Source organism: Shinella sp. GW821-FHT10F02, from assembly GCF_058809275.1.
This window is the reverse complement of record NZ_JBXASL010000005.1, coordinates 510,613-524,894: the sequence shown is the minus strand read 5'-3', so window position 1 is coordinate 524,894 and position 14,282 is coordinate 510,613. Positions and strand designations below refer to the sequence as shown.

General features: G+C 64.3%; 10 protein-coding genes. 2 read left to right on the top strand and 8 right to left on the bottom strand.

Going from position 1 to position 14,282, the window contains the following annotated elements:
* The first annotated feature begins 336 nt into the window (after positions 1-336).
* Positions 337-2,295: a M23 family metallopeptidase gene (locus tag AC1RWL_RS18695; RefSeq protein ID WP_256121271.1), complete on the top strand. Its 1,959-nt coding sequence runs from the start codon at positions 337-339 to the stop codon at positions 2,293-2,295.
* A gap of 57 nt (positions 2,296-2,352) precedes the next feature.
* Here the strand turns inward: AC1RWL_RS18695 and clpB are convergent, their stop codons facing one another.
* From clpB to AC1RWL_RS18655, 8 genes are all read right to left on the bottom strand, one after another.
* Positions 2,353-4,959, bottom strand: coding sequence for an ATP-dependent chaperone ClpB (gene clpB / locus AC1RWL_RS18690; RefSeq protein WP_493095322.1), 2,607 nt, complete (start codon positions 4,957-4,959; stop codon positions 2,353-2,355).
* A gap of 254 nt (positions 4,960-5,213) precedes the next feature.
* Positions 5,214-5,903, bottom strand: coding sequence for a DUF4167 domain-containing protein (locus AC1RWL_RS18685; RefSeq protein WP_435269166.1), 690 nt, complete (start codon positions 5,901-5,903; stop codon positions 5,214-5,216).
* Between the two features lie 330 nt (positions 5,904-6,233).
* Positions 6,234-7,106, bottom strand: a complete 873-nt coding sequence (gene prmC, locus AC1RWL_RS18680) for a peptide chain release factor N(5)-glutamine methyltransferase (protein WP_493095323.1) — start codon at positions 7,104-7,106, stop codon at positions 6,234-6,236.
* A complete protein-coding gene (gene prfA, locus AC1RWL_RS18675; protein WP_435269168.1) occupies positions 7,103-8,185 on the bottom strand; it encodes a peptide chain release factor 1 in 1,083 nt (360 codons plus the stop codon). Before prfA ends, prmC begins: the two co-directional genes overlap by 4 nt.
* Positions 8,186-8,205: 20 nt before the next feature.
* Positions 8,206-10,473 carry a phosphoenolpyruvate--protein phosphotransferase gene (gene ptsP, locus AC1RWL_RS18670; RefSeq protein ID WP_256121276.1) on the bottom strand — a complete coding sequence of 756 codons (2,268 nt, stop codon included), beginning with the start codon at positions 10,471-10,473 and terminating at the stop codon, positions 8,206-8,208.
* An 86-nt stretch (positions 10,474-10,559) separates the two neighbouring features.
* A complete protein-coding gene (locus AC1RWL_RS18665) occupies positions 10,560-11,834 on the bottom strand; it encodes an aspartate kinase (RefSeq protein WP_256121277.1) in 1,275 nt (424 codons plus the stop codon).
* Positions 11,835-11,945: 111 nt separating this feature from the next.
* Positions 11,946-12,512 (bottom strand): class I SAM-dependent methyltransferase, encoded by a 567-nt coding sequence (locus tag AC1RWL_RS18660; RefSeq protein WP_493095324.1) that lies wholly within the window; start codon positions 12,510-12,512, stop codon positions 11,946-11,948.
* Entirely contained in the window at positions 12,509-13,483 is a 975-nt protein-coding gene (locus AC1RWL_RS18655) for an oxidoreductase (protein WP_493158429.1), read from the bottom strand. Before AC1RWL_RS18655 ends, AC1RWL_RS18660 begins: the two co-directional genes overlap by 4 nt.
* A gap of 91 nt (positions 13,484-13,574) precedes the next feature.
* On the opposite strand from AC1RWL_RS18655, the gene AC1RWL_RS18650 reads away from it, so the two are divergent.
* Entirely contained in the window at positions 13,575-14,207 is a 633-nt protein-coding gene (locus AC1RWL_RS18650) for a TetR/AcrR family transcriptional regulator (RefSeq protein ID WP_493095326.1), read from the top strand.
* Positions 14,208-14,282 lie beyond the last annotated feature (75 nt).

Genomic DNA, 14,282 nt, shown 5'->3' with positions numbered 1-14,282 from the left:
CAGGAAACCTTGGAGCGAGTTCGTCGGCCGCCAGAAGCGCCGCCGCTCTCGTTCGATGAGCGGGTTATAAGCCCACCTATACGAACACGTCAACAGGGCATGTGACATTTTTTTGAAAATTTCTTCGGAAAAGCATCCGGCCCTCCCACTTCCCCCGGATTTTCAGGGCTTTTGCGCTCACCGAACCGCAAACGGCAGCGCCTGCCCTCAGATTTTCACAATCCGCACGTCTTAAGGATTGTTAAGAACCCGCGTGATTTGACTCGCATGCCCTCCCGCGTGCATGGTCGCGCGCTGAAAACCATAACAAACGACACAGGGCGAAGCGCAATCGGCATGACCACTGACCGGAACATGATCCGATCCCTCGGCAACGAACCGCCGATCCTCGCCGACGGGCGCAAGGCGCCCGACCGTCGCGAAATTTCCCTGCGCTGGCTCTCCGGCACCTTCCTGACCGGCATCACCTCTTCCATCCTTATGGGTGTCGCCCTCTTTGCCGCCCTGGACGGCCGCCAGCAGCTCGCCATTCCGGCCGAAGCCTTCGCGGCCCTCGGCACACCCAATCAGACGAGCAAGACCGGCGAAACGGCAAAACGCGGCGAGCGCGTCATAGAGACGGCGATCGTCGCGAAACCCGCCGACAAGAAGATCATGGAAATCTCCACCATGATCCATGACGGCGAGAAGGAAGTCGTGCGCCGCCAGCCCTTCGCCCATGTGAAGATGGCGCTCGCGGCGAACCACGCGACGAGCGAGGATTATCCGCGCTTCGATCCGCTGGCGATCTTCTCCACCAACGGCCGCGACGCCGCGCCTGCCTCGCGCATGGGCACGATCTATGGTTCGGACGTCGAATCCGAAGTGGCCCTGCAGACCGATGCCTTCCCGACCGGCGGCTCGGCGCTCGACTATGCCGACCAGATGTCGATCGAGGAAGTCGAGGAGAATGTGCGCACCAACGGTTCGGTGCTGACGGACGGCAGCTCGCAGGTCGCCTCCCTCTCCTATGTCGACCCGCAGCGCTTCGCCTCGGAAAGCACCGACCTCGACCTGTTGCAGGGACTGACCGCCCGTGTCGTCGAGGAGAACATGAGCGTTTCGAACTTCGACACGCTGACCCCCGACGATACCGAATATGCCGACGACGTCATCCCCGTGCGCCGCACCGCCGAGATCGACCAGATCATGACGGCCGCCGGTTACACCAAGGCGCAGGGCGACGACCTTTCCGCCTATCTCGAAAGCCAGCTCGGCAGCCGCGAGCTTGCCGAGGGCGACGTGCTGCGCATCTGCATTTCGCAGAAGGGCAAGGAAGCCAGCATCGTGCGCGCCAGCGTCTATTCGCGCGGCCGCCATGTAACGACCGCCGCACTCGATGACAGCGGCCGCTTCGTCAGCGGCGCCGAACCGCCGGTTCTCGATGCGGTGGCGACCGCCTTCGACGATGACGGCCGGCCGGCGATCATTGCCGGGCGCGACCTGCCGCGGGTTTATGACGGCATCTACCGCGCTGCCCTCTCCTACGGCATGGGCAAGGATATGACGACGGAAGTCATCCGCATCCTCGCCAGCAATGTCGATTTCCAGGCGCAGCTCCGGCCGACGGATTCGCTTGAAGCCTTCTTCTCCGTCACCGACGAGAAGGGAACGGCGACGGAAGAGTCTGAAATCCTCTTCCTCGACGCCAAGTTCGGTGACACGGAAACCCGCGTCTACCGCTTCCAGAACCCGGACGACGAATCCGTCGACTACTATGACGAGGCCGGCAAGAGCATCCGGCAGTTCCTGCTGCGCAATCCCGTGCCGAACGGCGTCTTCCGCTCCGGCTTCGGCATGCGCCGCCACCCGATCCTCGGCTTCTCGCGCATGCATACCGGCGTCGACTGGGCGGCACCGCGCGGCACGCCGATCATCGCGGCCGGCAACGGCGTGGTCGAAAAGGCCGGCTGGGATTCCGGCGGCTACGGCAACCAGACGCTGATCCGCCATGCCAACGGTTACGTCTCGTCCTACAATCACCAGAGCGCGATCGCCAAGGGCATCAAACCGGGCGTGAAAGTGCGCCAGGGCCAGGTGATCGGCTTCGTCGGCACGACCGGCCTTTCGACCGGCCCGCACCTGCACTACGAGCTGATCGTCAATGGCAACAAGGTGGACGCGCTGAAGATCCGCCTGCCCGGCGGCAAATCGCTGGAAGGCAAGGCGCTCGCGCAGTTCGAATTGGAGCGCAAACGCATCGACGACCTGCTCGGCCGCGGCGACGACCCGACGGAAGTCGCCGAAACCCACTAAAACAGAAAGCGCGGGCCGAGACCCGCGCTTCGTTTTTTCCGAGATCGCTGATGCGCCTCAGGCGGCCTTGCTCACCGTCGCAACGCGCGGCGAGAAGAGCAGCCGGTCGGAACCGGCGGTCACCTTGACGGTAACGCCGTCCGGGATATCGCCGGAGAGGATCTTCTCCGCCAGCGGATCCTGCAGGTGCTTCTGGATCGCCCGCTTCAGCGGACGCGCACCATAGACCGGGTCGTACCCCTTTTCGGCCAGCCAGTGCACGGCTTCCTCGTCGAGATCGAGAACGATCTTGCGGTCGACGAGCAGCTTGCGCAGCCGCTCCAGCTGGATGGCGACGATCGCGCCCATTTCCGTCCGCCGCAGGCGGTGGAACAGGATGATCTCGTCGACGCGGTTCAGGAACTCCGGCCGGAACGCCATCTTCACGACATCCATCACCTGGTCGCGCACCGTATCGCTATCCTCATTCTCGCCGAGCGCCGTGAGATATTCGGCGCCGAGGTTCGAGGTCATGATGATCATCGTGTTGCGGAAATCGACGGTGCGGCCCTGGCCATCGGTCAGGCGGCCGTCGTCGAGGACCTGCAGGAGCACGTTGAAGACATCCGGATGCGCCTTCTCGATTTCGTCGAACAGCACGACCTGGTAGGGCCGGCGGCGGACGGCTTCGGTCAAGGCACCGCCTTCCTCATAACCGACATAGCCCGGAGGCGCACCGATCAGCCGGGCCACGGAGTGCTTCTCCATATATTCCGACATGTCCATGCGCTGGATCGCCGTCTCGTCGTCGAAGAGGAAGCGGGCGAGCGCCTTGGTGAGCTCCGTCTTGCCGACGCCGGTCGGGCCGAGGAAAATGAACGAGCCGATCGGCCGGTTCGGATCCTGAAGGCCGGCACGCGCACGGCGCACCGCGCGGGAAACCGCCTGCACGGCGTCACCCTGGCCAACGACCCACTTGGCGAGATCGTCTTCCATGCGCAGCAGCTTGTCGCGTTCGCCTTCCAGCATCTTGTCGACCGGAATGCCGGTCCAGCGGGAGACGATATGGGCGATGTTGTCGGCGGTCACGACCTCCTGCACCATCGGATCGACATCGCCGGTATCGCGGCCTTCGGCGTCTTCCAGCTCCTTTTCGAGCTTCGGAATGATGCCGTAGGCAAGCTCGCCGGCGCGCTGGAACTCGCCCTTGCGCTGGGCAATGGCCAGTTCGTTGCGCAGCTCATCGAGCTGGCCTTTCAGGTCGGCGGCGCGGCCGAGCTTCGACTTTTCCGCCTGCCAGCGCGCGGTCAGCGCGTCGGCCTGCTCTTCGAGCGCGGTGAGGTCCAGTTCGAGCTTTTCAAGCCGGTCCTGCGACGAGCGGTCGGTTTCCTTCTTCAGGGCTTCGCGCTCGATCTTGAGCTGGATGATGCGGCGATCGAGTTCATCGAGCTCTTCCGGCTTCGAATCGACCTGCATGCGCAGCCGCGAGGCGGCTTCGTCCATCAGGTCGATCGCCTTGTCCGGCAGGAAACGGTCCGAGATGTAGCGATTGGAAAGCGTCGCGGCGGCAACAAGGGCGGCATCGGCGATGCGGACCTTGTGGTGCTGCTCGTACTTTTCCTTCAGGCCGCGCAGGATCGAGATCGTATCCTCGACAGTCGGTTCGTCCACCATGACGGGCTGGAACCGGCGGGCAAGGGCAGCGTCCTTTTCGACATGCTTGCGGTATTCATCGAGCGTGGTCGCGCCGACGCAGTGCAATTCGCCACGGGCGAGCGCGGGCTTCAGCAGGTTGGAGGCGTCCATCGCCCCTTCCGCCTTGCCGGCACCGACAAGCGTGTGCATTTCGTCGATGAACAGGATGATCTCGCCATCTTCCGCCTGCACTTCGGCCAGCACGGCCTTCAGGCGCTCCTCGAATTCACCGCGATATTTCGCACCGGCAATCAGCGCGCCCATGTCGAGCGCCATCAACTTCTTCTCTTTCAGGCTCTCCGGCACGTCGCCGTTGACGATGCGCAACGCGAGGCCTTCGGCGATCGCCGTCTTGCCGACGCCGGGTTCACCGATCAGGACCGGATTGTTCTTCGTGCGGCGCGAAAGCACCTGAATCGTGCGGCGGATTTCGTCGTCGCGGCCGATCACCGGGTCGAGGCGGCCTTCGCGCGCATCGGCCGTCAGGTCACGGGCGAATTTCTTGAGCGAATCGAAACCCTGCTCGGCGCTCGCCGTATCGGCGGTGCGGCCCTTGCGGATGTCATTGATCACCTGGTTGAGCTTGGTCGGCGTCACGCCGGCCTTCGCCAGGATTTCTGCGGTCGCTGCGGATTTTTCGATTGCGAGCGCCAGCAAAAGGCGTTCGACGGTGACGAAGCTGTCGCCGGCCTTCTTGGCGGCCTCTTCGGCGGTCGAGAAGACCTTGGCAAGCGGCTGCGAAAGGTAGACCTGGCCGTTGCCGCCGGTGGTTTTCGGCTGCTTGGCGAGGGCGGCGTCGTTGGCGGTGCGCGCATCGCGCGCGCTGCCGCCGGCCCGTTCGATAAGCGAGGCGGCCATGCCCTGCTCGTCATCGAGCAGCACTTTCAGGACATGCTCTGCGGTGAACTGCGGATGGCCATCGGCCAGCGCCTTCGTCTGGGCGGATTGCAGGAATCCGCGGACGCGTTCGGAGTATTTTTCAATATTCATCATCTGCCTCCAGTACTCGGCCGGCCCTTCAAGGCACCGGTCGACGATTAGGATAAGGCTCCCATCAAGGCGAACCTTTCATGCGTGCGGTGCTCCGGCCTTGCGCCGGGTCAACCGCCTGAGGGGAATATGGTGGAGGCATTTTGTGAATTAAAGGGAGCGCTGCAGGCCCGGGCCGAGATTTTTCCCGGGCGACCTTGCAAAACGCAAGAACCCGGCGCGAGGCCGGGTTCTTGAATGCTGGGCAGATGCCGTTATTCCGAGGCTTCCAGCGCCGGAGCGTCTTCGCCGGCAGGCTGTGCTTCGTCGCCGGCGGCTCCGGCTTCGCCACGGCGCGGACGGCGCGGGCGCGGTGCGCTGCGGCGGCGTGCCGGAGCACGACCGGCGGGGGCAGCGGCTTCCTCTTCGAGCGAGACTTCAGCCGGCGTGCCTTCGATCACCGGCTGCGGGCCGGAACCGTCGATGACGGGCTGTTCGACCGGAACCACCACCACGGGGGCCGGGGCCGGTGCTGCGGCAACGTGCGCCGGCTCGTCGACGGCCGTCGAATCGACTTCGTCCTGATCGCGGTCGTAACCGTCACGGTCGTTGAAATCGTTCCGATCGGCATTGTCCGGGCGCTCGTCCCGCGGGAAGCGGTCCTGCATCTGCGCCTGAGCGGCGGCAATGATGCGATTGTAGTGCTCGGCATGCTGAAGGTAGTTTTCCGCCATGACGCGGTCACCGGAGCTATGGGCGTCGCGGGCCAGCGCCGAATATTTCTCAGCGATATGCTGGGCCGTGCCCCTGATCTTCACGTCCGGACCCGAACTGTCGTAGGTCCTCGTCAGGGGATTGCCACCCTTGCGGTGGTTGTTGTTGTTATTGTTGTTATTGCTGTTGTTATTATTGTTATTGTTGTTGTTACGCCCGCGGCCGCGCTTGTTTTGCTGTCCTGGCCTCATATGTCACTCACCTAACGTATCGTGTCTTGATGATCATGTGTCTGACGCCTGATCGGGACACGCCAGATCAAGCATCCTTACCCGCGGGCAAACCACGCCGGTCGGTGGTCCTGTCGCTGTAAGACGTCAAATTAACAGGTACCCGCACGGGGCAGTCTTCAACCCTAGCAACTCTTCGGAGAGAGCAACCCTCGCGATCGGATCATGCAGGAACGAATCTCTGTGCCATGACCTCTTGCCCAGTGCGTGCCCGCAACCTAGCCCGCTTCCTCTACGATTCCAAGCCTTTTCTTTGCGGTTGCGGAAATTGCTGCGCTTGCGCAACAAGATTTAAACAACCGCCGCTTTTGTGAAGAGGAGAACACGGTCGTTACCGCCGAAATCCCTGACCGCCTCGATCCGCGCAAAACCGTTTTCGCGCATGATCGCGGTGACCTGATCCTTCTGGTCGTAACCGATTTCGTAAGCCACCAGGCCGTTGTCCCGAAGATGATCGCCCGCCCCGGCTGCAATCGTGCGGTAGGCATCAAGCCCGTCGTCTCCGCCATCCAGCGCCAGGATCGGATCGTAGAGCCGGACCTCGTCGTCCAGCGTTCCGATCACGGAGCGGACGATATAAGGAGGATTTGACACAATAATCTCGAACGCCCCGGTCACGGCTGCAAACCAGTCGCTCTCGACCGCCTCGAAGCGGCCTGCGATCCCATTGATGTCGGCATTGCGCCGTGCCGTTTCAAGGGCACCGGGCGAAAGATCGGTCCCGACACCCGTGGCGCCCGCAACGAGATCGAGCAGGGCAAGGCAGATCGCCCCCGTTCCCGTGCCCAGATCCAGGATGCGACAGTGGCCGGTCTCGGCAACCATGCGCGTCGCATGGGGCACCAGCGCATCGACGAGCACTTCGGTATCCGGCCGCGGCTCCAGCGTTTCCGGCGAGAGCGCGAGATCGAGCCGCGAAAAGGCCCGGCGACCGAGGATGCGGTGCACCGGCTCGCGCGCCACGCGCCGCGCCAGCGCGCGATCGATGGCCTCCTGCTGTGCACCGTCGAGCGCGCGTGTGCCATCGGTGACAAAGGCGGTGGGCGACAGGTCGAGCAGTCCGGCGATCAGCAGCCGCGCATCGAGCGCCCCATCCGCAAGGCCCGCCTCCGAAAGCCGGCGCCGCGCCGTGGCCAGCGCCTCGGCGAGCGTGGTGCCGCTCATCGGCCCTGTTCGCCGAGCTGCGCCAGCTGGCCGGCCTGGTAATCGGCGACCAGCGCATCGACCACCTCGTCGATTTCGCCGATCATCATGCGGTCGAGCTTGTAGAGCGTCAGGTTGATGCGGTGGTCCGTGACGCGCCCTTGCGGGAAATTGTAGGTGCGGATGCGCTCGGACCGGTCGCCGGAACCGACCTGGCTCCTGCGGTCGGCGGAGCGTTCGCTGTCGGCGCGCTGACGCTCCATGTCATAGAGCCGCGAACGCAGCACCTGCATGGCCTTGGCCCGGTTCTGGTGCTGCGACTTTTCCGAGCTCGTCACGACGAGGCCGGTCGGAAGATGCGTGATGCGCACCGCCGAGTCCGTCGTGTTGACGTGCTGGCCGCCGGCGCCCGACGAGCGCATCGTGTCGATGCGGATGTCTTCCGGGCGCACCTCGATGTCGATTTCTTCCGCTTCCGGCAGCACGGCGACGGTCGCTGCGGACGTATGGATGCGCCCGCTCGCCTCGGTTTCCGGAACGCGCTGCACGCGGTGCACGCCCGATTCGAACTTCAGCTTGGCGAACACGCCGCGTCCTGTGATGGTCGCGATGATTTCCTTGAAGCCGCCCGCCTCGCCCTCGCTGGAGGAGAGCACTTCGACCTTCCAGCCATTGGCGGCAGCATACCGCTCGTACATGCGGAACAGGTCGCCGGCAAAAAGTGCGGCTTCCGAGCCGCCCGTGCCGGCGCGGATTTCGAGGATCGCGCTCTTCTCGTCGGCCGCGTCCTTCGGGAGAAGCAGGATCTGCATCTCCTTTTCGAGGCCCTCGAGCCGCTCCTTCTGCTCCGGCAGCTCCATCTCCGCGAGATCGCGCATCTCCCGGTCGGTCGCCTTGTCGTTGAGCAGAACCTCAAGGTCGGCGATCTCGCCATTGACCTTCTGGTATTCGCGGATTTTCGTCACGACGGGCTGAAGCTCGGAATATTCCGAGGCGAGACGCACATAGGTCTCCGAATCCGGCCCCGCCGACATGCGTGCCTCGATCTCGCCGAAACGGCGTTCAAGGTCACGCATCTTTTCAACGGGAAGCTTCGCCACCGTTTAAACTCCAGTCAATTTCAAAGCGGAACGCCGTTTTCGGCCGCAAAGTCGGTGAGGATCTGGCGGATCGAGGCCGTCGGCTTCGTGTCGTCGAGTGCCGGCATCAGCACGGCCTCGAGTTTTGCCGCATCGAGCGAAAGCAGCATCGACTTCACCGGGCCGATCGCCGCCGGCGACATCGAGACGGAGCGAAAACCAATGCCAAGCAGCGCCATGGCGGAAATCGGCTTGCTCGCCATCTCGCCGCAGAGCGTCACCGAGGTCTCGTTGCGCTCGCCGGCCCGCACGATATCGCGCAGGATGCGCAGGAACGGCCGGCCGAGCGTATCGAAACGGTCGGAGACGCGGGCATTGCCGCGGTCGACCGCCATGGCGAACTGGAACAGGTCGTTCGAGCCGACCGAGACGAAATCGACCTCGGCCATCAGCTCGTCGAGCTGCCAGAGCAACGCCGGCACTTCCAGCATCGCGCCGAATTGCAGCTTCTTCGGCAACTGCTCGCCGATCTTCGATTGCCGCTGGATCTCCTTCTGGAGAAGATCGCGGACCTCCTTCAGCTCGGAGACTTCTGTCACCATCGGCAGCATCATGCGCAGGTCCGCACCCGCCGCCGCCCGCAGCATGGCGCGGAGCTGCGTGCGCAGCAGGCCCGGCCGGTCGAGCGACAGGCGGATCGCCCGCCAGCCGAGCGCCGGGTTTTCCTCTTCCGCCGCGCGGAAATAGGGCACGACCTTGTCGCCGCCGATATCGAGCGTGCGGAACGTCACGGGACGCCCGCCGGCCTGCTTCAGCACGTTGCGATAGAACGCCTCCTGCTCCTCCGCCTTCGGCATGGTCGAGGCGATCATGAACTGGAGTTCGGTGCGGAACAGGCCGATGCCGGAGGCACCAGATTCGTTGAGATGCGGCAGGTCGACGAGCAGGCCGGCATTCATCTGGAGATTGATGTGGCGGCCGTCCTTGGTCACCGGCTCGACGGCACGCAGCGCCCGGTACTGTTCCTGCCGGCGAGCCCGGAAGCGGACCTTCTCCTCGTAGGAACGCTGGAGATCCGCCAGCGGCCGCAGATGCACCCGCGCATCTTCGCCATCGACGATGATGGAATCGCCGTTTTCCGCAAGCGCCACCGCGCCCGCCGCCTGGCCGACCACCGGAATGCCCATGGCACGCGCGACGATCACCACATGGCTCGTCACCGCGCCCTCTTCGAGCACGAGGCCGCGCACGTTCTGGCGCGGATAATCGAGCAGTTCGGCGGCACCCATGGCACGCGCCACGACGATCGCATCGTTCGGGAAGCTGCTGGCCGACAGTTTCGCGCCGTAGCCCGTCAACTGCCGCAGCAGGCGGTTCGCCAGGTCGTCGAAATCGTGCATGCGCTCGCGCAGATACGGATCCGTCAGGCGGATCATGCGCGCCTTGGTCTCGCTCTGCACCCGCTCCACCGCCGCTTCCGCCGTCAGGCCGTTGCGGATCGCCTCTTCGAGCTTTCTCACCCAGCCGCGGTCATGCGCGAACATGCGGTAGGTTTCCAGCACCTCGCGGTGCTCGCCCTCCATCGACACTTCGCGGCGCGACAGCATGTCGTCGATCGAGATGCGCAACGAGCCGAGCGCTTCGGCGAGACGACCAAGCTCGTGTTCGGAATCTTCGTTCAAAAGGTTGGTGACGACGATGCGCGGCTCGTGCAGCACGACGTAACCCAGGCCGATGCCTTCGCCGAAGCTCGAACCCTCGATCGCGACGGGGCGGGAGAGGTCGAGTTCGAGGCCGGGCTTGGTGAGCTTCTTCAGCTCCCCGGTCGCCACCATTTCCGCAATCACCATCGCCGTCGTTTCGAGCGCCTCCACCTCGTCTTCGCGGTAGGTGCGGCTCGCCTTGTTCTGCACGACAAGCACGCCGAGCGCCCTGCCGGTTCGCAAGATAGGAACGCCAAGGAAGGAGTGGTAGATCTCCTCGCCCGTTTCCGGCAGGTATGTGAAGGCGGGATGGGATTGCGCGTCGGAGAGGTTCAAGGGCCGCGCGGACGCGGCGATCGTGCCGACGAGGCCCTGCCCCATCTTGAGCTGGGCCAAGTGCACGGCACCGGGATTGAGACCTTCGGTCGCATAAAGTTCGAGCACGCCGTCGGAGCGCAGCACGTAAACGGAACACACCTCCGCGACCATGTTCTGCGCGATCTGGCGCACGATCTGGTCTAGGCGCTCCTGCGGCTCGAGCGGCTCCGCCATCAACTCGCGCAGCCGCTTGAGAAGAACGCGCGGACCCGCGGAGAGATCTCTCATCGCGTGGCGTCTCCTGAAAATGACGTTACCTCACCGACGCTTGGCTACGCCGGCGATCAGAAGATCGGCGCCGAGTCAGCCGGTCCTTACTTCTTATCGAGACCGTAAACGGAATGCAAAGTCCGAACAGCGAGTTCCGCATATGCACCGTCGATAAGAATGGAAATCTTGATCTCGGAGGTGGTGATTGCCTTGATGTTGATGCCCTTGTCCGCGAGCGCCCGGAAGGCGGAGGCGGCAACACCCGCATGGCTGCGCATACCGATGCCGATGACGGAGACCTTCACGAGGCCCGTTTCGTGCTGGATCACGTCGAAACCGACCTGTTCCTTGGCGCCTTCGAGCACCCGCAGCGCCTTCTCCATGTCGCCCGAAGGCACGGTGAAGGTCATGTCGGTCTTCGAGCCGTCCTCGGAAATGTTCTGGACGATCATGTCGACATTGATATGCGATTCGGCGAGCGGGCCGAAGATCGCGGCGGAAACGCCCGGCCGGTCGGCGACGCGGCGGAGCGAAATCTGCGCTTCATCCTTGGCATAGGCGATGCCGGTTACGACTTCCTGTTCCACGATCTCTTCCTCATCACAAATCAGCGTACCGGGCGGGTTCAGAAGATCGCCCATGCCCGGCGCATCGGGATCCTCGAAAGAGGAACGAACGAAGGTGCGCACCTTGTGCACCATGGCAAGCTCGACCGAGCGCACCTGCAGGACCTTGGCGCCGAGGGACGCCATTTCGAGCATTTCCTCGAAGGCGATCTTCTTCAGGCGCCGTGCCTTCGGCTCGATGCGCGGGTCGGTCGTGTAGACGCCATCGACGTCGGTATAGATATCGCAGCGATCCGCCTTGACGGCCGCGGCGATGGCGACGGCGGAGGTGTCCGAACCGCCACGGCCGAGCGTGGCCACGCGGTTGTCCGGGCCGAGGCCCTGGAAGCCGGCGACGACGGCCACCTGGCCCTCGCCCATGCGGCGGATCATTTCCGAACCCTCGATGTCGAGGATGCGGGCGGCGCCATGCGCGTTGTCGGTCTTGATCGGGATCTGCCAGCCCTGCCAGGAGCGGGCGTCGATGCCCATCGACTGGAGCGCGATGGCGAGAAGGCCGGCGGTCACCAATTCGCCGGAAGCGACGATCGCGTCATATTCGCGCGCGTCGTAGAAGGGCGAGTTGGCGCCCGTCACCTTCGGCATGCCCTGCACCCAGGCAACCAGCTCGTTGGTCTTGCCGGACATGGCGGAAACGACGACGGCGACCTCGTGGCCGGCATCGACCTCGCGTTTCACATGGCGGGCCACATTGTGGATACGGTCGAGGTCAGCGACGGACGTTCCGCCGAATTTCATCACGATGCGTGCCATGAGTGTGTACCGCTATTCCATATGTACGCGCGAGCGCGCGGGAGAAACCGCGGGGTCTCTTAGCGGAAGACCCCGCGGTGTGCAATGCATGGAATCCGGCAAACGGTACGCTCAGGGCTTGCGGCTGATGCGGTAGACGAAGGCGGGCGGCACATTGCGCAGCGTACCGCCGACGCGCACGGCCGTAAGCCCGAGCCCGTCGAGCACGGCGCGCGGCACCGGGCAGCGCAGGCCATAGGTGAACTGGTAGAGTGCCGCCCCCTCACCAAGCCGTTCAAACGTCCCGGCAAGGATCGCCTCGACCGTCTCCGGCCGCATCGAGAGCAAGGGCAGGCCGCTGATGGCGGCACCCGCGGTCTCCGGGCAGGACCGGGCGACATCCGTCGCATCGATGCAGGCGATCTTCGCCTTGGGGAAGCGCTGCTGGAGGAGCGCGGCGAATTCGGCGCCCTTCTCGACGAGCAGGATGTCCTCTTCCGCGACCCCACGCCGCAGCAGGGCGCGTGTGAAAACGCCGGTGCCCGGCCCGAGTTCTATAACGCGGCCGGTCTCAGGCCCGATCTCGCGCACGATGAGATCCGCCAGCGCCTTGCCCGAAGGCGTGATCGACGCCACCCGCAGCGGATCGCGGATCCACTCGCGGAAGAAATGGCAGCCGTCCATTGTCGTTGTGGTCATTGCATGCGCTCCGCGATCGTGGGGAATTTCAGGAGGGTCAGGTCTTCGGACAGTCGCCAGAATTTTGCGGCAAGAGTTGGGTCGGTTGCCGCGGCCAGCGGATGAACCAGCGTTGGCGATCCACGCATCTCGCGAAACCCGTCCGGGCCGATGAACTCACCGCCCTTCAGGCCCTCTGCGGTTGCCGCATAGAGCTGGTTGAGCGCGCCCTGCTCCGCAGTCTGCGCCATGAAGCGGTTGCCGATGCGCATGAAAAGCTGGAGCACGCCGGAGGTGGCGCTGGTCTGGAGATTGGTGTCGGCGTAACCGGGATGAGCGAGCACGCTGATCACCGGCAGGCGCGCGGCCTTCAGCCGGCGGTCGAGCTCCAGCGCGAAGAGCACGTTGGCGAACTTCGATTGCGCATAGAAACCCATGCGGCTGTAGCTCTTCTCGCCCTTCAGGTCCTCGAAATGAATGCGGCCCCGGCGGTGCAGATCGGAGCTCACGGTGACGACCCGGCTGCCCGCCCCAGCGGAAAGAAGCGGCAGCAGGCGAAGCGTCAGCGCAAAATGGGCGAGATGATTGACGCCGAACTGCGTCTCGTGCCCCTGCCGCGTCACTCCGCGCGGCGGCATCATGACGCCGGCATTGTTGATCAGGAGATCGAACGGCCGGCCTTCGGCAAGCAGCGCATCGGAAAAGGCCGCGACGTCGTCAAGGTCGGCGAGATCGAGACGCCGAAGCTCGATTGCGGCATCGGGAAGCTCGGCACGGATGCGCGCCAGCGCCATCTGGCCCCTGCTTTCGTCGCGCGCCGTCATGATGACCTGCGCGCCCCTGCGGGCAAGCTCCCGTGCCGTCTGGAAGCCGAGGCCGCTATTGGCGCCGGTGACGACGGCCAGGCGGCCGGTCTGGTCCGGCATCTGCGAAAGCGTCCACGCGTTTCCACTTGTCCCGCCCGCGGCGGTTGCCACACCGTCTGCACGCATTATGATACCTCGCATCGAATCTGAACAGTGTTTATATTGCACTACAGCATGATCTTTACACTGTAAAGATCACATTCGCGTGAGACCTGCAATGAACGAGAAGAGCACCACCGAACGCGGCTATCACCACGGCCACCTGCGCGACGCGCTGATCCGCGCCGCCGACGACCTGCTCGCCGAACGCGGCCTCGAAGGCTTCACGCTGCGCGAAACGGCGCGCCGTGCCGGCGTCTCGCCCGCCGCCCCCTCGCATCATTTCGGCGGCACCGCCGGCCTGCTGACGGAAGTCGCAGCCCTCGGCTACCAGGAACTCGCCCGCCGCCTGATGGTCGCCGGTGAAAGCGGCACGCCCGCCGATCGCCTCAAGGCGCAGGGCGTCGCCTATGTGCGCTTTGCGCTCGATTTCCCGGGGCGCTTCCACCTGATGTTCCGCCACGACATGCTGCAAAAGGACCAGCCTTCGCTGGAGCAGGCAACCGGACAGGCATGGGACGCGCTCGAAAGCACGGTGCTCGCCATTCGCGGGCAGCCGGAGGGCGCCGAACTCGACGTGGAGGGTGAGGCGATGCTGATCGGCATCTGGTCGACGGCGCACGGCTTTGCCCATCTGACGCTCGACAAGAAACTCGCCCGCATCGACGACTGCGGCGGCAACGAAGCCGACATGCTGGAAAGCCTTTTCCCGGCGATCATCGATACGCTCTGGGTGAAAAAACTCGGCTGAAACGAAAAGGCCCGCGCACCTTTCGGCACGCGGGCAAAGGGAATCGGATGATGATGAGTGCGGGCGGAAAAAACC